The sequence below is a fragment of the Corynebacterium ihumii genome, from assembly GCF_028609825.1.
GTDB lineage: Bacteria > Actinomycetota > Actinomycetes > Mycobacteriales > Mycobacteriaceae > Corynebacterium > Corynebacterium afermentans.
This window is the reverse complement of record NZ_CP063190.1, coordinates 1,326,734-1,348,491: the sequence shown is the minus strand read 5'-3', so window position 1 is coordinate 1,348,491 and position 21,758 is coordinate 1,326,734. Positions and strand designations below refer to the sequence as shown.

At 63.6% G+C, this 21,758-nt stretch carries 16 protein-coding genes; 6 read left to right on the top strand and 10 right to left on the bottom strand.

Annotated features, from left to right (window positions below):
• Positions 1 to 84 precede the first annotated feature (84 nt).
• Complete coding sequence (locus tag CIHUM_RS06650; protein ID WP_034998757.1) at positions 85 to 1,395, top strand: uracil-xanthine permease family protein; 1,311 nt, start codon at positions 85 to 87, stop codon at positions 1,393 to 1,395.
• Between the two features lie 75 nt (positions 1,396 to 1,470).
• On the opposite strand, the gene CIHUM_RS06645 is transcribed toward CIHUM_RS06650, so the two are convergent.
• From CIHUM_RS06645 to lexA, 3 genes are all read right to left on the bottom strand, one after another.
• A complete protein-coding gene (locus tag CIHUM_RS06645; RefSeq protein WP_034998759.1) occupies positions 1,471 to 1,740 on the bottom strand; it encodes an HPr family phosphocarrier protein in 270 nt (89 codons plus the stop codon).
• Positions 1,741 to 1,825: 85 nt separating this feature from the next.
• On the bottom strand, positions 1,826 to 2,614 hold the full coding sequence (locus tag CIHUM_RS06640; protein WP_034998761.1) for a DeoR/GlpR family DNA-binding transcription regulator: 789 nt from the start codon (positions 2,612 to 2,614) through the stop codon (positions 1,826 to 1,828).
• 50 nt (positions 2,615 to 2,664) lie between these two features.
• On the bottom strand, positions 2,665 to 3,345 hold the full coding sequence (gene lexA / locus CIHUM_RS06635) for a transcriptional repressor LexA (RefSeq protein ID WP_034998763.1): 681 nt from the start codon (positions 3,343 to 3,345) through the stop codon (positions 2,665 to 2,667).
• A gap of 468 nt (positions 3,346 to 3,813) precedes the next feature.
• Between lexA and CIHUM_RS06630 the strand changes: the two genes are divergently transcribed.
• Both CIHUM_RS06630 and nrdR read left to right on the top strand, forming a co-directional pair.
• The gene (locus CIHUM_RS06630; RefSeq protein WP_262360367.1) at positions 3,814 to 3,936 is read left to right on the top strand and encodes a hypothetical protein; all 123 of its coding nucleotides are present in this window, start codon (positions 3,814 to 3,816) and stop codon (positions 3,934 to 3,936) included.
• Positions 3,937 to 3,992: 56 nt separating this feature from the next.
• Positions 3,993 to 4,451, top strand: coding sequence for a transcriptional regulator NrdR (gene nrdR, locus CIHUM_RS06625; protein WP_034998765.1), 459 nt, complete (start codon positions 3,993 to 3,995; stop codon positions 4,449 to 4,451).
• A gap of 15 nt (positions 4,452 to 4,466) precedes the next feature.
• Here nrdR and hrpA read toward each other — a convergent pair whose 3' ends face one another.
• Both hrpA and CIHUM_RS06615 read right to left on the bottom strand, forming a co-directional pair.
• Positions 4,467 to 8,432 (bottom strand): ATP-dependent RNA helicase HrpA, encoded by a 3,966-nt coding sequence (gene hrpA / locus CIHUM_RS06620; protein ID WP_034998767.1) that lies wholly within the window; start codon positions 8,430 to 8,432, stop codon positions 4,467 to 4,469.
• Positions 8,433 to 8,447: 15 nt separating this feature from the next.
• Entirely contained in the window at positions 8,448 to 9,404 is a 957-nt protein-coding gene (locus CIHUM_RS06615) for a hydrogen peroxide-inducible genes activator (protein WP_034998771.1), read from the bottom strand.
• 117 nt (positions 9,405 to 9,521) lie between these two features.
• Between CIHUM_RS06615 and CIHUM_RS06610 the strand changes: the two genes are divergently transcribed.
• Both CIHUM_RS06610 and ahpD read left to right on the top strand, forming a co-directional pair.
• Positions 9,522 to 10,118 carry a peroxiredoxin gene (locus tag CIHUM_RS06610; protein ID WP_034998772.1) on the top strand — a complete coding sequence of 199 codons (597 nt, stop codon included), beginning with the start codon at positions 9,522 to 9,524 and terminating at the stop codon, positions 10,116 to 10,118.
• 39 nt (positions 10,119 to 10,157) lie between these two features.
• Complete coding sequence (gene ahpD / locus CIHUM_RS06605; RefSeq protein WP_034998774.1) at positions 10,158 to 10,682, top strand: alkylhydroperoxidase, AhpD family; 525 nt, start codon at positions 10,158 to 10,160, stop codon at positions 10,680 to 10,682.
• Between the two features lie 142 nt (positions 10,683 to 10,824).
• Here ahpD and CIHUM_RS06600 read toward each other — a convergent pair whose 3' ends face one another.
• The 4 genes from CIHUM_RS06600 to CIHUM_RS06585 all read right to left on the bottom strand — a co-directional run bounded on the left by CIHUM_RS06600 (position 10,825) and on the right by CIHUM_RS06585 (position 19,390).
• Positions 10,825 to 14,256 (bottom strand): bifunctional proline dehydrogenase/L-glutamate gamma-semialdehyde dehydrogenase, encoded by a 3,432-nt coding sequence (locus CIHUM_RS06600; protein WP_034998776.1) that lies wholly within the window; start codon positions 14,254 to 14,256, stop codon positions 10,825 to 10,827.
• A gap of 146 nt (positions 14,257 to 14,402) precedes the next feature.
• Entirely contained in the window at positions 14,403 to 15,650 is a 1,248-nt protein-coding gene (locus CIHUM_RS06595; RefSeq protein WP_034998777.1) for an NAD(P)/FAD-dependent oxidoreductase, read from the bottom strand.
• Between the two features lie 98 nt (positions 15,651 to 15,748).
• Positions 15,749 to 18,289 carry a DEAD/DEAH box helicase gene (locus CIHUM_RS06590; RefSeq protein WP_081634417.1) on the bottom strand — a complete coding sequence of 847 codons (2,541 nt, stop codon included), beginning with the start codon at positions 18,287 to 18,289 and terminating at the stop codon, positions 15,749 to 15,751.
• 33 nt (positions 18,290 to 18,322) lie between these two features.
• Positions 18,323 to 19,390, bottom strand: a complete 1,068-nt coding sequence (locus CIHUM_RS06585) for a PAC2 family protein (protein ID WP_243427143.1) — start codon at positions 19,388 to 19,390, stop codon at positions 18,323 to 18,325.
• A 181-nt stretch (positions 19,391 to 19,571) separates the two neighbouring features.
• Here CIHUM_RS06585 and CIHUM_RS06580 point away from each other — a divergent pair, with 181 nt between their 5' ends.
• Positions 19,572 to 20,759 (top strand): DUF4192 domain-containing protein, encoded by a 1,188-nt coding sequence (locus CIHUM_RS06580; protein WP_158293372.1) that lies wholly within the window; start codon positions 19,572 to 19,574, stop codon positions 20,757 to 20,759.
• 7 nt (positions 20,760 to 20,766) lie between these two features.
• On the opposite strand, the gene galE is transcribed toward CIHUM_RS06580, so the two are convergent.
• Positions 20,767 to 21,756 (bottom strand): UDP-glucose 4-epimerase GalE, encoded by a 990-nt coding sequence (galE, locus tag CIHUM_RS06575; protein WP_034998784.1) that lies wholly within the window; start codon positions 21,754 to 21,756, stop codon positions 20,767 to 20,769.
• Positions 21,757 to 21,758 lie beyond the last annotated feature (2 nt).

Sequence of the window (21,758 nt, the reverse complement as noted above, 5' to 3'; positions counted from 1 at the left end):
AGGCCACTCTGAGAGCTGTGTACTTTGCCCGTCTGTCACCCCCGGAAAAGGAATTTTCAGCAGGCGGGGTGATAATGGCGTTTCGTGACTAACACTTTCGGCTGGACCCTTCACGGAGACGGGCGCACTGTGCGTCCCGGGGCAGTTGTCGCCCCGGACGAGCGGCTGAGCTGGCCGCGCACAATCGGCATTGGCATGCAGCACGTCGTGGCCATGTTCGGCGCGACACTGCTGGTGCCCACCCTGACGGGATTCCCGGTGAACACCACGTTGCTGTTCTCCGGCCTGGGAACCATCATCTTTTTGCTGATTACCCGCAACAAAGTGCCTAGCTACCTGGGCTCATCCTTTGCGTTTATCGCGCCGTTGACGGCTTCGCAGCAGTACGGTGTCGGTGCGCAGCTGGGTGGGGTGCTGCTCACCGGTGTGACGCTCATCCTCGTCGGCATCATCGTGGAATGGGCGGGCAAGCGGGTCATCGACGCGGTGATGCCGCCCGCGGTCACCGGAGCCATCGTCGCCCTGATCGGCTTCAACCTCGCTCCGACTGCAGTGTCGAACGTGGAAACCCAGCCCTGGGTGGCAGGGGTGACACTGCTGACGGTCGTGGTGGTGACAGTGGCCACCCGTGGGCTGCTTTCGCGCCTGTCCATCCTCATTGGCGTGCTCGTCGGTTGGCTGTTTGCTGCCATGACAGGTGGCCTGGGCGAGGACGCGCTGCAGACCATTGCCGACGCGCCGTGGATCGGCCTGCCGCAGTTTCACCAGCCCGAGTTCCATGTTTCCGCGGTGCTGGTGACCCTGCCGGTGCTGGTGGTGCTCATCGCGGAGAACGTCGGCCACGTCAAGGCAGTCTCGGAGATGACCGGGCGCAATCTCGACGACATGCAGGGGCGAGCGCTGATCGGCGACGGTATTGCCACCACACTCGCCGGCGACTTCGGCGGATCCGGCACAACCACCTACGCAGAAAACATCGGTGTGATGGCGGCGACGAAGGTGTATTCCACCGCCGCGTACTGGGTCGCCGCCGTGTTCGCGATCGTGCTGGCGTTCATCCCGAAGTTTGGCGCCGTAATCTTCACCATCCCCGCAGGAGTGCTCGGCGGCGCGTGCCTAGTGCTCTACGGGCTCATCGGCATGCTGGGCGTGCGCATCTGGCAGGACAACAAGGTGGACTTCACCGACCCGGCGAACCTGACCGCGGCCGCGGTCGCGCTGATTGTGGGCATCGGCAACCTCACCCTGGATGTCGGAGCTGTGACCCTGGAAGGCATCGCGCTGGGCTCGGTCGGCATCATTGTGGTTTACCCGCTCATGCGCTGGGCGTACGACACGTTGGGGGAGGGGCAGTACCGAAAGGATTTCGAGGTGTCTCAGCCGTCGACGTTGTAGCGTCCGGCACTGATTGCACGTAAAAACGCCCGGGCGCGTGGCCCGGGCGTGAGCTCGCGGTAAAGCGAGGAGCGCTTACTCTTCGTCGAGGTTCTGCTCGATCAGCGTCCCGATCTTTTCCACGGCATCTGGGTTGTCGGAGGTCACGGTGACCTCATCGCCGTGCTCGGCGCCCATGGCCATAATCATCAGCGAGGAGGCAGCGTCCGTCTCGTCGTCATCGTCGCCACCGACAAGGGTCAGCAAAATCTCGTCATCGTACTCGCCGGCAGCATCGGCGATCACCGTGGCCGGGCGTGCGTGCAGCCCGACGGTGGAACCGACCTTTACAGTCTTGGAAGCCATTCGGGTGTCCTTTCCGTTATTTTTCATTCAGGTCTGCAACGAGTGTAGGTCGCAAACAGACGTTGATGCCAACATGTTGCTCGCGCTATTGGGTCTGTGCGAGCACGACCTCAATACCGTGCGAGCGCAGCTCGTCGACGAAGGCGGAGGGAGCCTCAGCGTCGGTGACCACCACATCAATATCCGTCAGCGGCGCGAAGCTGACCACATAGTCGTTGCCCAGCTTCGTGGAATCGCACAACACAACAACCTTGCGGGCATTCGTCACCATCGCAGCTTTCACCGCAGCTTCCTGGGCGTCTGGGGTAGAGAGGCCGTGACCGATGGACAGCGCGTTGGTGCCCACAAACGCAACGTCAGCTCGCAACAGGGCCAGTGTGCGAAGTGCAGTACTGCCGACGACCGCCTGGCTGATCGGACGGACACTGCCACCGAGTAGCTGCACATCGGGTAAACCGGAATCACTCAGCTCCAAGGCAGTCGGGATGGAGTTAGTCACCACCGAGTACTCCTTATCCCCGCGAGTCTCTGCAAGTCGCTTGCCCAAGCTGCTGATTGTTGTGCCCGAGTCCAAAAAGATCGTGCAGTTTTGCGTATCCGGTACGAACTGCAACGCGGTTTCCGCAATCGCGGTCTTGGCCGCGAGCGAGGCTCGCTGGCGGGTATCCAGCGGGATCTCCGTAGAGCGGTACGACTGGCTGGCCACCGCGCCACCGTGGACGCGCTGCACCGCGCCCTCATCGTGCAACGCAGAAAGGTCCCGGCGGATTGTTTCCGCGGTGACGTCGAAGCGCTGCGCCAACTCGGTGACATTGACGCGGCCTTCAACTGCGGTCAAAGACGCGATCTGGCGTCTCCGCTCCTCGGCGTACATCGATCTCCTGCGCTTTGGGTCTTCGTGTTTTCTCGGCGCACACGCACCGGTTACAGAGTACGGAACACCGAGATGACACGCCCCATGATCTCAGCTTCGTCGCCCTTGATCGGCTCGAAAGCGTCGTTGTGGGGCAACAGCCACACACCGGTGGAGTCGCGGTGGAACTCCTTGACCGTCGCCTCACCGTCCAGAAGCGCCGCCACGAACTCGCCCTCCTCCGCGTTCGGCTGGGAGCGGACAACAACCCAGTCGCCGTCGAGGATGCCGGCCTCGCGCATGGATTCGCCGACAACCTTGAGCATGAAGACATCGCCGTCGCCGAGCAGCTCCTCGGGCAGCGGGTAGTAGGTGTCCACGTTCTCTTCGGCGAGGATCGGAGCACCTGCAGCGATCTGGCCAACCACCGGCACGTAGCGGGCATTGCCCGAATCCTCCGGCTTCGCTTCCTGCGGCTTGCGCTGTTTGCGCCCGGTCTCTGGCAGCTGGCGCAGATCCACGGCGCGCGGCTTGTTCGGGTCGCGACGAAGGAAGCCCTTCTTCTCCAGCTCCTTGAGCTGGTATGCGACAGAGGAGGTGGACTGCAAACCAGCGGCATCGCCGATCTCGCGGATGCTCGGCGGGTAACCGCGCAGGACAACAGCGTCCTGAATGACCTGGAGGATACGGCGCTGACGGTCAGACAGTGCGTTGAAATTCGGGTTGCCGGGCTCGGCCTTCTTTCGTGCCATGACGTTCTCCTTGGGCTCGGTGGCGTAGTGCGCCTACGAACCTACCAGATAGGGCACTCATGTTCGATGGTTGCAGCGTTAGGGTGGACACCTGTCGGCTGGGGTGCTATAAATCGAACACGTAAGCGTATTCGAACAAATGAACGTTAGAACGTTCGAGCGTGTCGGCGCCGAACGTAATGTGTGCCGCGAAACGAAGGGAGACTCACCATGTCCATTGCAATCAATCCAGTACACAATGCATCCGCATCTCGCACGGGCGCCGCATCCGTGGTTCCCCCGGCGGAGATTTGGGACCTTGATTCTGTGCCGAAGCGTCGAAGCGGCGGGGCCGGTGTTCGAACCATTTCTGCGTCTCATCGAACGAGTGCTCGTTCTGTCTCAAACCGGGTTTCGGGCGGTTCTACAGAAGCGAACACGTTCGAAACGCGCCACGAGACGCGCGATACGCTCCTGCTTGGCGTATGCATGACTGCGGCGCTGCTTATCGGTTCCGCGTTCGGCGGCGTTTTCTCGGCGCAAGACCAGGATCCCTCATCGATGACCGGCAGCCAGGTCGCCCACACCGCCACGGTGGCAACGGCGCGATAGGCAGGGCGTAGACTCACGGCTACACCAAGCCTTGAAGACTCTGGGGGTGGAAAACCGTGTTTTGTCCTTTTTGCCACAACGAGCAATCCCGTGTGACTGACTCTCGGCTGGTCGAAGCCGGCTCTGCGATTCGTCGACGCAGAGAGTGCACCGAGTGCGGGGGTCGATTCACCACAGTGGAAAAGGCAGTCCTCACCGTTGTGAAACGCAACGGCGTGAGCGAACCGTTTGACCGCGACAAACTTATCGTCGGCGTGCGTCGAGCATGCCAAGGCCGCGATGTCACCGACGACGCTTTGAAACGCCTTGCCCAGGAAGTGGAAGAGACTGTGCGCGCCCAGGGCAGCTCGCAGGTGCCCGCCCACGAGATCGGCCTGGCGGTGCTTGAACCGCTGCGCGCCCTCGATGAAGTGGCGTACCTGCGCTTCGCATCGGTGTACAAGTCGTTCGAGAGCGCAGACGACTTCGAATCCGAAATCCGGCTCATGCGCCGCCGCGACCGCGAGGACTTTTAACCCGCGGTCTTGACGCTAACGCAGAGCGTCAATCTTCTTCTCAATGCGCCGCTGGCTCACCGGCTTCGGCGTACCCAAACGCTGCGCGAACAAGCTCACACGCAGCTCTTCAATCAGCCACAAAACATCCTTGTAGGCCTTGGTCTTCGTGCGACCAGCGGGCAAGGCATTCATGCGCTGCGCCAAATATGCCTTCACAGAATCAATCACTGACTGCCGGTCAGCGTCGCGGTCCGGATCCAGCCGCATGTCCTCCAGGCGGATGCGCATCGCGTCAATGTAGCGGGGCAGGTGCTGCAAGTGCCCGATGCCGTGGACAGTCACCGCGTGCTTCGGCAGGAAAAACCGCAGCTGCGACGTCATGTCGTCGATAGCCGGGCCCTCCCACTGCTCAAGCTCTGCCGCGATATTCGCGTACTCCGCCAGAGCCGGCGCCAAGGTGACCACCACGCGGCGCACCCCACCAGCGACCTGGGGGCGGATTTCTGCCACGAGCGCATCGAACTCCTCCGGCGAGCGCACCGGCCCGCCGGAGGAGAACATCAGGTCGCGGATCACGGCGACGCGGGCGTCCTCCACGAGCCCGGCGGCGCCGCCGTGCGGGTAGCGGTCCACCGCCACCTTCTGGCGCAACGGCAACCCCTTGGTCATCTGCCCTGCGTTGACCGTGACCTCGCGCAACAGCAACGTCAGCGTCGCTGTGACCATTGAGGCGTCCGCCGCGGCCTTCGTCGGGTGCACCGTGACCTTCACACCGTTCTTCGTGGCCTCGAGTGCCGGGTAGGCGTCGACTTCGTTGCCGTCGATAGTTGTGGTCACCGTCTCCGGCACCGCGCCGAGGGAATCGGTCGTCCACTTCGCCACCGCATCCGACTCGGAGGTGCGCCCGGCCTTGGACACGGAGGATTTGATCTTGCCGGCCTGGCGGCGCTTCAACGCGCCGAGGTCGGTGTCGTGATCGACCACTTTGCCGCGGCGGTCAATCGCGGCGAAGGTCACCTTCAGATGCTCGGGCAGCGCAGACGGGTTGAAGTCGGTGCCGTTGATGCCGCGCCCGCCGATGCTGTGCAGCGCGTCCGCGAGTGCCTCGGCAAACGGGGTTTCGCGCAGATCGGCCTCACTGGCGCCGTCATCATCCTGCTTCTCCCGGATCGCCTCCAGTGCACGCTCAGCGAAGTCGGGAGCCGGCACAACCGTCTTGCGTAACGCCTTTGGCAGTGTGCGGATGTACTCCGCGGCCAGCTCCGAGCGCAGCCCCGGCACCAGCCAGTCAAAGCCCTCCGGCCGCAGGTTGGCTAGAAGCGGCACGGGCACGTCCACGGTCACACCGTCGAAAGGATCGCCCGGCTCAAACTTGTAGCGCAGTGCGTAATCGATAGAGCCCTGGCGCCACACCTCGGGGAAGGCGGTGGTGGAGGAATCCACGCCTTCGTCGTCGAGAAGCGCGGCAGGGTCGAAGTCCAGGTAGTGCTTGTCTTCAGCCCGCTTTTTCTTCCACCAGGAATCGAAGTGGCGGGCAGTGGTCACGGTCTTGGGCAGGCGTGAGTCGTAGAACTCGAAGAGGGTGTCCTCATCTACCACCAGGCCGCGGCGGCGCACCTTTTCCTCCACCTCAGCGGCCTCGGCGAGCAGGGCTTCGTTGTGGTCGATGAAGTGGTGGTGGCGGTTCCAATCGCCCTCAAGAAGGGCGTGGCGGATGAACATGTTGCGCGCGCCCTCGGCGTCGACGCGGTGGTAGGGCACAAGCCGGTCGCGCACGATAGTCACGCCGTAGAGCATCGACTTCTGGTGCACCATTGCGGCCGAGCGCTTCCGAGACCACACAGGTTCGGAGTAGCTGTGTTTCATCAGCTGGCCTGCAGTAGCTTCCACCCAGGCGGGCTGAACCTTGGCCACGTCGCGGGCCCACAGGCGCGAGGTTTCCACGAGTTCGGCCGCCATGAGGAACTCCGGGGGCTTTTTGCTTAGCGACGACCCCGGGAACACCAAGAACCTTGTCCCGCGTGCGCCCTGGAATTCCTTCGAATTGCCGTCGCGGGCACCGATGTTGGACAGCAGGCCCGTCAGCAGCGACCTGTGGATCGCGTCGGCGTCGCGCTCGCCTGCGACATTCTCGGCGCGCGACCAGCCCAGCTGGCGTTCCACGTCGCGCAGCTGGCGCACGAGGTCGAACCATTCGCGGATGCGCATGTAGTGCAAGAACTCGCGCTTCATACGCTTGCGGAAGGCGTTGCCGGACAGCTCGTCGCGCGAGTCGCCGATGTAGTCCCACAGCTTGAGCGAGGACAGGAAGTCCGATGTTGCGTCTTTGAACCGGGCGTGGGCCTGGTCCGCCTGCGCCTGGTACTCCAGGGGGCGCTCGCGCACGTCCTGGATGGTCATGCTGGCCACGATCACGGTGACGTCGTCTAGCACGCCGAGGCGGTTGGCTTCCACCAGCATGCGCGCCATCTTCGGGTCCACCGGGATACGCGCGATGTCGCGCCCCACGTCGGTGAGCACCGGTGCGCCGCCGCGTTCCTTGTCCGAGATTGCGCCGAGCTCGTGCAGGAGCAGCAACCCGTCGCGAACGGCCTTTTGGTCCGGCGGCTGGATGAAGGGGAAATCGTTGATGTCGCCCAAGCGCAGGGAGATCATCTGCAGCACCACGGAGGCCAGATTGGTGCGCAGGATCTCCGGGTCGGTGAACTCGGGACGGGCTTCGAAGTTGTCCTCCGAGTACAGGCGGATGGCCACGCCGTCAGCGATACGGCCGGAGCGGCCAGAGCGCTGGTTTGCGGAGGCCTGGGAGATCTCCTCAATGGGCAGGCGCTGGACCTTGGTGCGCGTGGAGTAACGCGAGATACGCGCCAGGCCGGTGTCCACCACGTAGTGGATGCCCGGCACGGTCAGCGAGGTTTCCGCGATGTTGGTGGACAGCACGATGCGCCGGCCGGAGTGCGGGGCAAAGACCCGGTGCTGCTCCGCGTTGGACAGGCGGCCGAACAGGGGCACGACCTCTACGCCGCGCCAGTGCTGTTTTTCAATGGCCTCCATACAGTCGCGGATGTCGCGCTCGGAGGCGAAGAAGCACAAGATGTCGCCTTCGCCCTCGCGCATGAGCTCCTTGCAAGCGTCGACCACACCGTCGATCATGTCGGTGTCGACTTCCTTGACGGAGCCGTCTTTGCCCTGCACCTGCTCCACCAGCGGGCGGTAGCGGATCTCCACGGGGTAAGTGCGGCCGGAGACCTCGATGATGGGCGCGGGGTTGCCCTCGGCGTCTGCGAAGTGCTCCGCAAACGCTTCCGGGTCGATGGTTGCGGAGGTGACAATCACCTTCAGGTCCGGGCGCTTCGGCAGCAGCCGCTTGAGGTATCCGAGCAGAAAGTCGATATTCAGCGAGCGCTCGTGCGCCTCGTCGATGATGATCGTGTCGTAGGCGTTTAAGAACCTGTCGCGCTGCATCTCCGCAAGTAAGATGCCGTCCGTCATGAGCTTGACCGCTGTGGATTCGGAGACGCGGTCGTCGAAGCGGATGGCGTAGCCGACGGATTCTCCGATGTTTTGGCCCAGCTCGTCGGCGATGCGCTCCGCCACAGTGCGCGCGGCCAGCCTGCGCGGCTGCGTGTGGCCGATCAGGCCGCGGCGGCCGCGTCCCAGCTCCAGCAGCATCTTCGGAATCTGGGTGGTCTTACCGGAGCCGGTTTCGCCAGCGATCACCACGACCTGGTTGTCGCGCACCAGCTCCATGATGTCCTCGCGCCGCGCGGACACCGGCAGGTTCTCCGGGTACGCAATCTCGGGGATCCGGGCATCACGCTTAGCGACGGCAGCTTCCGCCTTGACCACGTCCGCGCCAATCGCCGACAAAGCCTCAGGGGATTTGGCGTTTTTTAGGCGCCTGCGGAACCTGCGCACGTCTGCGATCGGGACGCCGTCGAGCGCCTCGTACAACTGCGGTTTCGTGGGAGGTGAGGTAGGGGATTCGTGCTCATTCATAACCAGAGCGTGAGTCTAGCGCGGCAGCAGCTTACGGCTCGATTCCGTCGCCTGCTCGAACGCGCGGGAGACCAACTCGCCGAGCTGCTCAAACTCCGGGCGGCGTCGCGATGACGCCCGCATGACCAGCCCGACGGTGCGCTTCGCATCCACGCCGGGGCCGAACGCGGCAATGGCGAGTCCGGGGCGCGCGCACTCCGTGGACAAGGCCGAGACGGGCACCAGCGTGGAGCCGAGCCCGGCCACCACAAGCTGCACCACCGTGGTCAGCGACGCGGCCCGCGTCACCGACTGCGCGCCGGGGGTGCGGTTGACCTCGGCAATCTTGCACAGTTCCACAATCTGATCGCGTAGGCAGTGCCCGTCGTCAAGCAACAGCAGCTCGAGGTCTTTCAGCGCATTGAGGTCGAGATCCCCGCGCCCGGCCGCCGGATGGTCGGGGGATGTGACGATGGCGAAGGCTTCTTCGTACAGCGGGATCTCACACACCCCGGTGGCGTCGGTTGGAGTGGCGAGTACCGCGACGTCGATCTGGCCGTCGCGAAGCCGCAGCAACAGCTCTTCGGTCTGGTTTTCCACAATTCGCGGCTCCAGGTCCGGGAACTCATCCTCGATGAGCTTCAACAGCGACGGCAGGATGTACGGCGCGATGGTGGGGATCACGCCGATGTTGAGCGGGCCAGCCAGCACCCCGAGGGCACCGCGGGATTGCGCAACGAACGCGTCCGCCGCCTCCAGCGTGGCCTTGGCGTAGGGGAGGAGCTCCTCGCCGGTGGGGGTGACGATGACGCGCCGGGTGGAGCGTTCGATGAGCTGGATGCCTAGGCCGGATTCCAACGCAGCCAGCGCCTGTGAAAGGGAGGGCTGCGAGATGCCGAGCTTGTTCGCCGCGGAGACGAAATGCTTCTGCTCGGCGACGGTGACAAAGGTGCGGAGCTGAGCAAGCGTCGGTTTATACTCTCGATTAGCCATGCCTATGAAACTACACGAAGTTCATAAGTTTTTACGTTGAAAGCCGGAGCGATCTGTGTCATACTGGTTGCTGTCCGTTGAAAAATCCCTTTGACCAGTTTCTTTGGAGGAATTTATATGCCGATCATGACTGTTGGAGAGCGTTTCCCGGAATTCGACCTCGTCGCGCTGAAGGGCGGCAACCTGAAGGAGGCGAACGCTGCTTCCCCGGACGATTACTTCGAGAACGTGTCGCTGGATAAGTACGAGGGCAAGTGGAAGATCGTCTTCTTCTACCCGAAGGACTTCACCTTCGTCTGCCCGACCGAGATCGCCGCATTCGGCAAGCTCAACGAGGAGTTCGAGGACCGCGACACCCAGGTGCTCGGCGGCTCCACCGACAACGAGTACTCCCACTTCAACTGGCGCGCGACCCACGAGGAACTGCTGGACGTCCCGTTCCCGATGTTCGCTGACGTCCGCCACGACCTGATCCGCGCTCTCGGCGTCGAGAACGCTGACGGTGTGTGCGACCGCGCAACCTTCATCATCGACCCGGACGGCATCATCCAGTTCGTTTCCGTCACCCCGGACGCTGTCGGCCGCAACGTCGACGAGGTCCTGCGCGTGCTCGACGCGCTGCAGTCCGAGGAAGTCTGCGCCTGCGATTGGCAGAAGAACGACCCGACCAAGAACATCGACAAGATGGCTGTGGTCCAGGAGTCCCTGAAGTAACACCCGTTAGTTAACCCCCGTCCGGCAAAGGAGAACACGATGTCCATTGAGAATCTGCGCGGCGCACTGCCCGAATACGCGAAGGATCAGAAGCTCAACCTCGGTTCGCTGACCCGCTCCACCGAGCTCAGCGAGCAGCAGCTCTGGGGCGCTCTTCTCGCATCCGCGGCCGCGACCCGCAACGCGAAGGTCATCGCCGAGATCGCTGAGGAAGCCAAGGAGCACCTCTCCGAGGAGGCCGTGGAGGCCGCGTACGGTGCCGCCACCGTCATGGCAATGAACAACGTCGCCTACCGCACCAAGGGCTGGCTCGGCGACGATTACGCCAACGTGAAGTTTGGCCTTCGCATGAACATCATCTCGAAGCCGGGCGTGGAAAAGGCCGACTTCGAACTGTGGTCGCTCGCTGTTTCCGCCATCAACGGTTGCGAGCACTGTGCCGTGGCGCACGCGAACACCGTCCGCGAGGAAGGCGTGACCAAGGAGCAGGTCTGGGAGACCGTCAAGGTCGCTGGCGTTGTCCAGGCCGTGGCTCAGACCCTGACCATCGAGGACGCACGCTAAGCATTCGAGCGTTACGACGGCGAAACCTCCGGCAGGATCCCGCATCGGGCGGGGTACTGCCGGAGGTTTCTTGGTGAAGCAGGGGCGGTTTACAGCGGTCTGAGCACGTTGCGAACCCTGGGTGTCTAGGCGGATTCGGGTCTTAACTCCGGATGTTGGCCGGATCGTGAATCACGCCGAAGCGGTGCAGCGTCGCAGAGACGGCCTGCTCCAGCAGGTAGGGCAGGAGCTCGCGGCGCCCGTCGATGAGCACTGGCCCGTCGAAGACCGCGGTGGCGATGTCGCCGTAGAGCTCCTCGGGGGCCTCGCCGACCACGCGGATGCGGTCAGGCGTACCGGTGACAGCGTGTGCATCGACGGTGACATCGGCTGCCTCAAGCTCGCGGGCGACAGCATCCGGGGCGACCACGCGCACCTCGGTGCCGGTGATCGCGGCGGCGAGCAGCTGGCGGTACACCTCCCGCAGCTGGTAGCCCTCGCCGACGTAGACCACTACCGGCTCAAGGGTGTTGCGGTAGCGGAAAATGTTGGCCTCCGAGCGCAGCCCCGAGTGGTCGTGGCCGCGGCCGAATTCCCTGTCCCATGCGCGCTGGTCGTACTCGGCCGCGCGGGAGAGCCAGCCGAAGTCCTCGTCGCTTAAGCTGGCGCGGAATGCGTCGAGAAGCTCCTGCACCTTCGCCGAGATGCTCACGCCTAACGACGGCGCCAGCTCCGCCCCTTCCCGCCACACACCCATCTGCGCGACGTAGTTCGGCCCGCCCGCCTTCGCGCCGGGCCCCACAGAGGACTTCTTCCAGCCACCGAACGGCTGTCGCTGCACGATTGCGCCGGTGATGCCTCGGTTGACGTAGACGTTGCCGGCCTCGACGCGGTAGAGCCACGTGGAGATTTCCTCGCCGTTGAGGGTGTGGATGCCAGCGGTGAGGCCGAAGCCGGTGGAGTTTTGCCAAGCAATCGCCTCGTCGAGGTCTTTGGCGTGCATGATGCCTAACACCGGGCCGAAGCACTCGTTCTGGTGATACCAGGAGCCGGGCTTCACACCGTCGCGGATGCCGGGGGACCAGAACTTGCCCTCGTCGTCGAGTTTGCGGGGTTTGAGCAGCCACGTCTCGCCCGGCTCTAACGTGGTCAGACCTCGCGCAAGCCTCTCGCCCGGGGGCTCGATGAGCCCGTTCATGGTGGTGGACAGGTCGGTGCCCGGGCCCACCACCAGGGTAGAGGCGGCGTCGAGTAGCTGGTTCTTTAGGCGCTCGGACTCACCGGCGGAGCCGACCAGGATTGCCAGTGAGGCCGCGGAGCACTTCTGGCCCGAATGGCCGAACGCCGACAGGTACAGGTCGTTGACTGCAAGATCCGGGTCGGCGGACGGGGTGATGATGATGGCGTTCTTGCCGGAGGTTTCTGCCATGACGTTGAGCTGCGGGTTCCAGGACTTGAACAGCTGAGCAGTCTCGGAAGCGCCGGTCAGGATGATGGCATCCACGGCGTCGTCTGTAAGCAGGGCCTTGCCGGCCTCGCCCTCATCCGCGCGCACGTACTGCACGGTATCGGCGCCAATACCCTTTTCGGCGAAGACCGCCTGGACGCAATCGGCGATGAGCTTGGCGCACTGCGTCACCTGCGGCGCCGGTTTGAGGATCACCGCGGAGCCGGCAGCAAGCGCGGCCATCACGCCGCCGGTGGGGATGGCAACCGGGAAGTTCCACGGCGGAACAACCACCGTCAGTTTGTTCGGTTCGAAGTCCGCGGCAATGTCGTTGAGGTGCCGGGCGCTGTCGGCGTAGTAGGTGCAGAAATCGATCGCCTCGGAGATCTCCGGGTCGGACTGGTCCACCGTCTTGCCTGCTTCGTGGGCGGCGACCGCGATGAAGTCGCCGCGGCGGCGCGCGATCTCGTCGCCGATGGCGTCGAGGACGTCGGCACGCTCGCCGGCGGAAAGCGCGCCCCAGGCAATCTGGGCTTCCTTAGCGCGGGCGATGTGGTCGGCGATCACGGACGGATCAGTGATCTCGTTGCCGGTGTCCACCGCCGGCGGGTGTGCGAGGTGCTCGATTGCCCAGGCACGGTTGGCCTCCAGCGCCGGATCGGTGTCCGGCTCGTTGATGAAGCGGCCGGTGATGCCGGCCTCCGCGGCGGCCTGGCGCCCGGTCTCCTGCGTGCGGTCCTGCTCCCGGTTCGGGCCGTTGTGGATGTCCCATCGGTTGTCCACCGCCCAGCGGAAGACCTCCTCCTGCTCCTTGATCGGGTCGCGCTTGGCGGTCTTGGGCGCGAACAGGGCGTGCAGGAAGTTCTGGGGCGCCGCATTTTCTTCGAGTCGGCGCACGAGGTAGCTCACCGCCACATCGAAGTCTTCCTTGCGCACGACGGGGGTGTAGAGGATCTGGCGGCCGTATGCCTCGCGCAAAATCTGCTGCTGCGCCGGCGACATTCCCTGCAGCATCTCCGAGTCGAGCATGCTGGCCACACCGCGGCGCTGCGCCAGCTCGTAGGCGAGCGCGGAGGTGAACAGGTTGTGGGAGGCGATGCCGATGGAGATGCTGTCGGCGTACTCGGGGCGCACGATGAAATCGAGCAGGCGGTAGTAGTTCGCGTCTACCTCGTCCTTGGTCAGGTACGGTGCCTGCGCCCAGCCCTTGACCTCCGCGTGATGGCGCTCCATGGATAGGTTCGCGCCCTTGACCAGGCGGATCTTGATCTTGGCGCCGCCGTCGGCCACGCGCTTCTGCGCGAAGTCCGCCAGGTACTCCAGGGCGCCGAGCGTGTCGGGCAGGTACGCCTGCAGCACGATGCCGCCCTGGTAGTCCTTGAACTCGTCCTCGCTGAGCAGCTGGGTGAACACGTCAAGCGTGAGGTGGAGATCGTGGTACTCCTCCATGTCCATGTTGATGAACACCTGGGGGCTACGGTCGCGCGCGGCGCGGTACAGCGGGCGGATGCGGTCCTTGACCAGGCGCACGCACTCGTCGTAGTCCCAATGGTTGAGCTGGGAGACCATGGAGGAGGCCTTGACGGAGACATACGTCACGCGAGGATTCTTGATCAGGTTCAGGGTGCGCTCGGCACGGTCCGTCGCCTCCTTCTCACCGAGCACAGCCTCGCCCAGCAGGTTGAGGTTGAGCTCTTCGCCGCGCTTTGCTGCGTTGTCGAGCAGGATGTTCAGCGCGTCAGACTCCGCGTCGAGCACGAGGTGGCCGACCAGCTGGCGCAGGCGCATGCGCGCCGCCGGGACAACCACAAACGGCAGGAACGGGCCGACGAAGGCGCCGGTACCGACGAGCAGGGCGTTGATGCGGCCGAGGAAGGAGGCGTCGACGCCCCTGGTGATTGCGCGCAGCGCGTTCGCCGCCACACGGTTGTCTTCGGGGCGCATCACGCGGTCGACGAAATCCATGGTGAAGTGAACACCTTTATCGTCGCGGAGCATCTCAGCGAGCTGTTGCGTCTGGGCATCGTCCGCATCCGCGTCAGCGGTCGCTTCCATCCAGTGGTACGCGCGGGCCACGGCCGCATCGACCGCATGATCGAGGTCGGCGCTGTTATCCGGGGGAAGCTGATTGGTAAGCAAGTTCGGCATAAGTGTTCCTAACCACTACAACAGACGGATGTGACACCCAACAAGCTAACGCAAATGTTTGCTGTAGGCCACTGTTGTGGAGAAGTCTTTTCAGGGCACGCAAAAGCCCCGGAAAACGGGCGTTTTCCGGGGCTAGGGAAAGTGGTCTAGAGGCCGCCGAAGGGGCCGCGCAGCGGATCGAACGGTGCGATGGTCTCATCCACCTCGCCGGTCTCAATCTGCTTCGCCAGCATCTTGCCGGAAAGCGGGCCGAGGATGATGCCCCACATGCCGTGACCGCCGTTGGTGTAGACGTTTGGCACCTTCGTCGCGCCCACTAACGGAAGGCCGTCCGGGGTCACCGGGCGGGAGCCGACCCACTCGTCCTGGCGGTCCTCCCAGTCGATGCCCCGGAAGAACGGCTTGGTGGTGTGGATCATGGACGCGACGCGGCCCGGCTGGAACGGCTCGTCCGGGCCGCGGAACTCCATGGTGCCGGCGATACGGAAGCGGCCTTGGTACGGGGTGCAGGCGATCTTCGGATCCGGCAGATACACCGGGCAGGTTGCTGGCTCGGCGGTCTCCACAGAGAAGGAGTAGCCGCGGCCTGCCTGGATCAGCGTGGTCACGCCGAGGTTCTTCGCCAGCTTCGGCAGCCACGCGCCAGTGGCCAGCACCACATTGTCGGCGTGCAGCCACTCGCCGGTGGCCAGCTTCGCAGCCGGCTTGCGGGTGGAGCTGACCTCCACAACCTCCACGCCGGTGGTGACCTTGCCGCCGCGTTCCACGATGGAGTCCGCGATGGCCTGGCAGTAGGGGCCCGGCTCGATAAAGCGCTGGCCGCCCATGCGGTAGGTCGCACCCACCTTGTCAGTGAGCATTGGGGCGTCCGTGCGGGCGTCGTCAAGCGTGATCTGCTCGAACGGGATCTCCTGGCCGTGGCGCTGCGCACCTTCGACCTCCTTGAGGAAGCCGCCGGCTTGTATCTCGTTTTCGAAACCGATGATGAACGGGCCCTCGTTGGTGGTTGCCTTCACGCCGCCGGCCTCGAGCTCGTCGAAGGCCGCGAGGGCTCCGAGGTCCGCCTTGGTCAGGCCCGCCATGGTCTTGTCCCAGGCGCGGCCGGTGGCGTGCGCCATGAAGTTGGCGCAGAAGCGCCACAGTTTCGGGTCGATGCGCACGGGCACATCGAGTGCGGCGTGCTTATCAAACAGTGCGGTCGGACCGTACGCCCACAGGCTCGAGTTCGACAGGGGAATGGTCTTGCCCGGTGCCAGCCAGCCGGCGTTGCCCCAGGACGAACCAGCGGCGACGTCGATGCGCTCGAGTACCTCCACCTCATGGCCGTACTCCTGTAGATGCCACGCAGTGGAAAGCCCGGTCATGCCAGCTCCCACGACGATCGTGCGGATCATTTATGGTCCTCCTCACAAAGAATCTCGATTGTGCTGAAGGCAATGTACCGCAGCGGACCAGTCGCCGCCCCGCATTTCGCGTATCGACGTTCCTTCGGTTACCCCCCTTTGATCACCAACTCTGAAAGTCGCACTTCACCGGCATCGTCGGAGGCGTCCAAATCGACCTCGCCGTGCAACTGGAAGGCGTTGTCGCCCTCCGGGTCCTTGATGATCTGTGTGATCTTCCACGACCGGCCAGTGGTGTCCGCCAGGCGGAAAAACTCCGGGCCGCGCGCGTCGGGGCCCAAGTCGACGTCGTCGTATTCGTCAAAGTAGTCGTCCATCGCCGCCGGCCAGTCCACACGTGCATCCGGCTCCAGGTAGTCCAGCATCTCCGCCAGTTGATCCTCCTTCTCGTAGGCGAATAGCTCCACCAGGCGGAAGAAGTAGTTGCGCACCATGATGGTGAAGGCGCGGCGGTTCGCGGTCAGCGCCGTGGGGTCTTCCACGCCGAAGGCAAGTTCGCGGTCGATGGTGTCCTGGCTGACCGGCTGGTCGTCGCCAGTCATGTGAGCCCACTCGTCGATAAGCGAGGAGTCCACCTGCCTGATCAACTCGCCGAGCCAGACAACGATGTCTTCCAGTTCCTCGTTCATGTATGCGTCCGGGATGGAATAGGACAGCGTGCGCCACGCGTCGGTGAGGTAGCGAAGCACAACACCCTCGGACCGAGCCAGACCGTAGGTGGCAATGAGATCCGAAAACGTCATCGCGTGCTCGATCATGTCGCGCACCACGGACTTCGGCGACAGTTCGAACTCCTTGGCCCAGGGGTTGCCTTGGGTGAAGGTGTCGAATGCCTCGTCTAACTCGTCGGCGAGCGGCTTGGGGTAGGTCACGTCCTCGATAATCGCCATGCGCTCGGTGTAGTCCACCCCCTCCGCTTTCAACGCCGCGATCTCCTCGCCGCGGGCAGCGGTCTGCTGGGCCTGCAGCAGCTGGCGTGGGTCGTCCAGAATCGCCTCGAACGCGGAAATTACGTCCAGCGTGTAGGTTTCCGACTCCGGGTCCAGCAATGTCAGAAACGCCAGCGCGAAGGGGGAGAGCGGCTGATTCAGAGCGAAGTCGCGATCCAGCTCTTGAGTGAGCGTGTACGGGCGGTACGCAGGCGAGTCCGGCGTGCGCTCGACCACCCCGGCGTTGATCAGGCCGCGGAACAGGTTGACGGCCTGGATGATGTCGCGGTTCTGCTTCGCGCGCGGGTCGTGGTTCGTGCGCAGCAGGTGGCGCATGTGCTCGTAGCCGTCGCCGGGCCGTGCCACCACGTTGAGCAGCATCGAGTTGGACACCTTGAACTGGCTGGTCAACTCCTCGGGCTCGGCCACCTTGAGGCGCTCGAAAGTGTTCTCGGACCAGGACACTTCGCCGTCTCGGGCGGACTTCTTGCGGATCTTCTTCAGCTTCTTTGGATCATCGCCCGCCTTGCGGCGCAACTTCACGTTTTCGATCTCATGCTCCGGGGCCTCAACAACGACAGTGCCCTCGGTGTCGTAGCCCGCGCGTCCGGCTCGCCCGGCGATCTGGTGGAATTCGCGGGACTTCAAGATGCGCTGGCGGGTGCCATCGAATTTGGCCAAGCCAGTAATCAGCACGGTGCGGATCGGCACGTTGATGCCCACGCCTAACGTGTCGGTGCCGCAGATGACTTTCAGCAGTCCAGTTTGGGAGAGCCGCTCCACCAGGCGGCGGTACTTGGGCAGCATGCCAGCGTGGTGGACACCAATGCCGCGGCGGACCAGTTTGGACAGGGTTTTACCGAAGGTCGTGGTAAAGCGGAAGTCCCCAATCTCGTCCGCGATACGTTGCTTTTCTTCGGGCGTGATGATGTTCATACTCGTCAGCGCCTGTGCGCGCTCCGTGGCCTCGCGCTGGGAAAAGTGCACGACATAGATTGGCGCCTTTGTGCCCTCTAGCAGCTCCTCGATGGTTTCGTGCACGGGGGAGAACACGTAGTGGAAGTCAAGCGGCACCGGGCGCTCCGCGCCGCCGACGTACGTGGTCTTGCGGCCCGTGCGCTCAGTGAGGTCCTTCTCCAACCAAGCGGTGTCGCCCAAGGTGGCGGACATGAGCAAAAACTGCGCCTTCGGCAGCTCCAACAGCGGCACCTGCCACGCCCAGCCGCGCTCTGGCTCCGAGTAGTAGTGGAACTCGTCCATCACCACCTGGTCGATCTTGGCGTCTTTGCCTTCGCGCAGCGCGATGTTCGCCACGATCTCTGCGGTGGCGGCGATGATTGGGGCGTTCGAGTTCACGGTTGCGTCACCCGTCATCATGCCGACGTTTTCCGCTCCGAAAATCTCGCACAGAGCGAAGAACTTCTCGCTCACCAACGCCTTGATCGGTGCGGTGTAGAACGAGCGCTGGCCGCGCGCCATCGCGATAAAGTGCGCGGCGTTGGCCACCATCGACTTACCCGAGCCGGTCGGGGTAGCCAAGATGACGTTGTCGCCCGCAAGCAGCGCGAGCGAGGCATCCTCCTGCGCCGGATACAACGAGATGCCGCGGGAGGCCGTCCACGAATTGAACGAGTCCCAGACGGCATCCTCAAACAGCGATTCGGGGGCCTGCGCAATGTCTTCAAGCAAATCGGTCAGCATCACAGCATTCACCGTAGCCGACCGGCCGACACGCTAACGGGGGCCGTCGCCGTCCCCGTCAGGGGTGTCGCCTCCGGTGGAATCCCCGTGGTCGTCGTCAAGCGAGCGCTCCGGCGACGAAGGATCGATGAAGAAGTGGTCGCGCAAACGCTGATCCGTCTCCTCGCTGTGGGGGAGGCTGCGCTGCTCATTGCGGTCCCGGTCTTCGATGGCGGTTAGGTAGTTCTCAAACGCCTCGCTGATCTCCTCGCCGCTGGGCATCTGTGCCTCGCCCGGCATCATCGCTTGCGGATGGCGATCGCGGTATTCCTGCATCTCACGGTCGTAGTGTTCCTCAAGAGCCTGCACCACGTGCGTGATTTCGTCCGAGTTGTGCGTCTGCTCCGCCAGCTGCTGCGATACCCGGCGCATATCCGCCTCCAAGGAACGCAGCGGGAACTGCAGATTCGTGGAGTCTTCGACTGACTGCAGTAGCTGGAACGTCGCGTGCGGGTACGGCGAGGCGGCCACGTAGTGCGGCACGTGTGCGGTGTACCCGGCAACTGGACGGCCGCGCTTGTGCAGCTCCCGCTCGATAAAGACCGATGCGGAGCCCGGCACGCTGACCATGCCGTCGAAGGTAAACATTGAGCCGACCAACTCACGGGCGTTGCCGTGGGCGGAGACCACCAGGGGGCGGGTGTGCGGAGCGCCCATCGGAGCCGCGTAGAGGCAAATGGTCTTGCTGACGCCGAAGCGGTCCGCGAGATCCGCTACTGCATTACTAAAGGCATCCCACCGCAGGTCCGGTTCCGGTCCGGAAAGCAACAGGAAGGACTGGCCCTTCTCATCGCGCACAACACGCATGTCCAACTGCAGATCAGCCACATCGGTGATCTCGGCGTGCGACAACGTCACCGTCGGGCGGCGGGAACGGTAATCAATCAGCTCGTCGTTGCTAAACGTTGCCACTGTCCTCGACTCCAGCGCCGCCTTGAGGTGGTCAGCGGAAGACTCAATGGCGTGGCCTGCATCGGCGTAACCGTGCATTGCGACGATCAGGGCAGGACCGTTTTGAGGCTCCCCGCTCACCTGCGGAGCTGGGTACTCAAGTTCGTACATAGGACGTTCCTGCGTCATGGTTTTCGGCCTCCTGAAATCGCTCGCCTTACCGGCTTTAGTGCTCCACCCACACAACGGTTGGTGTCGCAGAATATTCCATTGTGCCCGACCAGCAACCGCAAGGTGGCACCGCGGCCGAAAAGGATGCGTAGGAAGTGGCGTTGAGAAAATTTCACGCCCCATGGAACCGAAACCGCCCGGCGAGCGTCTAACAGTTATGGATATTCAGCCACAACCGCACGAAACAAACCGTCCGACCACTCCAATAACGCCGTATCCGAGCGCGGAACTTCTCCGTTCGCCGGCACAACTCATCGCGTCCATTCCCGCCGCACTGGGCTACTTTCCCAACGAGTCGGTAGTGCTCATTAACGCGTACAGTCCGCCAGGGGCCTCTCCAACGTTGGAGATTGGGGCCTACCTCGACGCCGATGTGGGCAACACCGAAAGTATCCAGCGCGCGCTGCAACGAATTCCGCTACCACGTCATGTGGCCACCTTCGCAGTGATTGTGACGCGGGTGCCGGAATCGCAGATGGTTTCGGTAGCTGCGGAAGGATTGCGAATGGCGGCGGACGCCTTCGGGGAGATCGTTGAAGCCTGCTGGACTGTTTCTGAAATCGCCGACGGTACGCCTTACCAGCTGCTATTTGGGCCCGACCCGGATACCGCCAACGCAGTGTGGGAGTGGAGCGAAGGATACGAGCAGGGCACCGTGACGTCGGTGGCGGCCGCAGAGCCGATGGGCCCGCTCATCGACCACGGAGTCCTGCCGGAGCTGCACAAAAGCGAAGTATTCTCCCACTTTGCTCCGGTGTTTGAGCCTGATGCGGAAACGGGGGAAGCTCTCACACCCGGCGCCCATAAACGCGGCACCGAACTCTTCTGCCATCTGAAGCATGCCCCGGCAGTCGCGCATGCCCACATCGATAAAGCATGCGGTGTGTTTGCTGCAGCACCGAACGTGGGGCTCATCGACATCGAAGGCGACATCATCATCGACGACGTATTCAACACCCCAGACGATGTCGAGCTGTTTGCCGCCATGCTCTCCGGAAGCAGACTGCGCGACTTTCTCATCGTCGACGCGCTAGAACGCCCGCGTGCGGCTGGGGCGGTGCTATTGACCATCGCCCGCAACTTCCGAGGGGAGATCAGGGCGAACGCCCTGTGTCTGTGGGCTATGGTCGCCCTGTCTCAGGGACTCGTCGGTTGGGCCAGCGCAGCACTATCCTGCGCCGAGGGAGAACTGCCAGGGCATAACCTGTCCGGATTGCTGGGAAGCGTGATGGACGTCGGGCAGGGCCACGCTGTGCTCGAACTGTGCCGCCAGGGGTGTGTGGACACCTGGAGCGAGCTCGAACGGTAGTACGCGTCTAGCGCGCGGAGTGCGACCGGTCGCCGAGCTGGCGGGTGAACTCCCAGGCGTCTTCGACAATGGTGCGCAGATCCGTCCGCGACGGCTCCCAACCAAGCGACTTGCGTATCTTTTCCGAGGATGCGATCAGCGTTGCCGGGTCGCCGGCTCGGCGCGGAGCAACCTCCGCCGGGATCGGGTGGCCGGTGACCTCGCGGCAGACCTCGACCACCTCGCGCACGGAGTACCCGTCGCCGGAGCCCAAGTTATAGATCTGGTGCGTGCCGGGGGAATTGGCTTCGAGTGCGAGCACGTGCGCGTCCGCGAGATCCCGGATATGGATGTAATCGCGCACGCACGTGCCGTCCTTTGTTGGCCAGTCGTCGCCGTACATCATGATCTTGTCGCGGTAGCCCAGCGCCACCTGCAGCACGATGGGGATCAGGTGCGTCTCGGTGATGTGGTTTTCACCGATACCTTCGTAAGCGCCGGCGACGTTGAAGTAGCGCAGGCTGGTAGCGCCCAGGCCGTAGGCGTTGCAATAGGACGTAATGGCGTAGTCGATGGCCAACTTCGTGGCACCGTACGGGTTTGTCGGCCGGGTCGGTGCGTCTTCGGCAATCGGCACGATATCCGGCTCACCGTACGTTGCCGCGGTGGAAGAGAAAACCAACGACTTCACGTCGTGGCGGCGCATGGAATCGAGCAGCGCCAACGACACGTCGAGGTTGCCGTGCCAATACTTGGTGGGGTCTTCCATGGACTCGCCGACAAGAGACTTCGCCGCAAAGTGCAACACACCGTCCACCGGGGCGCCGCCGTCTGTGGCGAGCACGTCGTCGATGACGTCTTGAATCTTGCCTTCGACAAACGTGGCAGCTTTCGGAACGGCGTAACGGTTGCCGGTAGACAGATCGTCCACGACGATCACCTCGTGTCCCGCTTCAAGCAGGATGGCAGCGCATACGCTGCCCACATAGCCGGCGCCGCCGGTGACAACAAGCTTCATGG

What these genes read in the sequence shown, in the direction of transcription:
- CIHUM_RS06610 (WP_034998772.1), top strand. Translation starts at nt 9,522, where the DNA reads ATGCCGATCATGACTGTTGGAGAGCGTTTCCCGGAATTCGACCTCGTC.
- CIHUM_RS06580 (WP_158293372.1), top strand. Translation starts at nt 19,572, where the DNA reads ATGGAACCGAAACCGCCCGGCGAGCGTCTAACAGTTATGGATATTCAG.
- lexA (WP_034998763.1), bottom strand. Translation starts at nt 3,345, where the DNA reads ATGGCACGAAAGAAGGCCGAGCCCGGCAACCCGAATTTCAACGCACTG.
- ahpD (WP_034998774.1), top strand. Translation starts at nt 10,158, where the DNA reads ATGTCCATTGAGAATCTGCGCGGCGCACTGCCCGAATACGCGAAGGAT.
- CIHUM_RS06640 (WP_034998761.1), bottom strand. Translation starts at nt 2,614, where the DNA reads ATGTACGCCGAGGAGCGGAGACGCCAGATCGCGTCTTTGACCGCAGTT.
- CIHUM_RS06595 (WP_034998777.1), bottom strand. Translation starts at nt 15,650, where the DNA reads ATGATCCGCACGATCGTCGTGGGAGCTGGCATGACCGGGCTTTCCACT.
- CIHUM_RS06630 (WP_262360367.1), top strand. Translation starts at nt 3,814, where the DNA reads ATGACTGCGGCGCTGCTTATCGGTTCCGCGTTCGGCGGCGTTTTCTCG.
- CIHUM_RS06600 (WP_034998776.1), bottom strand. Translation starts at nt 14,256, where the DNA reads ATGCCGAACTTGCTTACCAATCAGCTTCCCCCGGATAACAGCGCCGAC.
- CIHUM_RS06585 (WP_243427143.1), bottom strand. Translation starts at nt 19,390, where the DNA reads ATGTACGAACTTGAGTACCCAGCTCCGCAGGTGAGCGGGGAGCCTCAA.
- CIHUM_RS06615 (WP_034998771.1), bottom strand. Translation starts at nt 9,404, where the DNA reads ATGGCTAATCGAGAGTATAAACCGACGCTTGCTCAGCTCCGCACCTTT.
- hrpA (WP_034998767.1), bottom strand. Translation starts at nt 8,432, where the DNA reads ATGAATGAGCACGAATCCCCTACCTCACCTCCCACGAAACCGCAGTTG.
- galE (WP_034998784.1), bottom strand. Translation starts at nt 21,756, where the DNA reads ATGAAGCTTGTTGTCACCGGCGGCGCCGGCTATGTGGGCAGCGTATGC.
- CIHUM_RS06645 (WP_034998759.1), bottom strand. Translation starts at nt 1,740, where the DNA reads ATGGCTTCCAAGACTGTAAAGGTCGGTTCCACCGTCGGGCTGCACGCA.
- CIHUM_RS06590 (WP_081634417.1), bottom strand. Translation starts at nt 18,289, where the DNA reads ATGCTGACCGATTTGCTTGAAGACATTGCGCAGGCCCCCGAATCGCTG.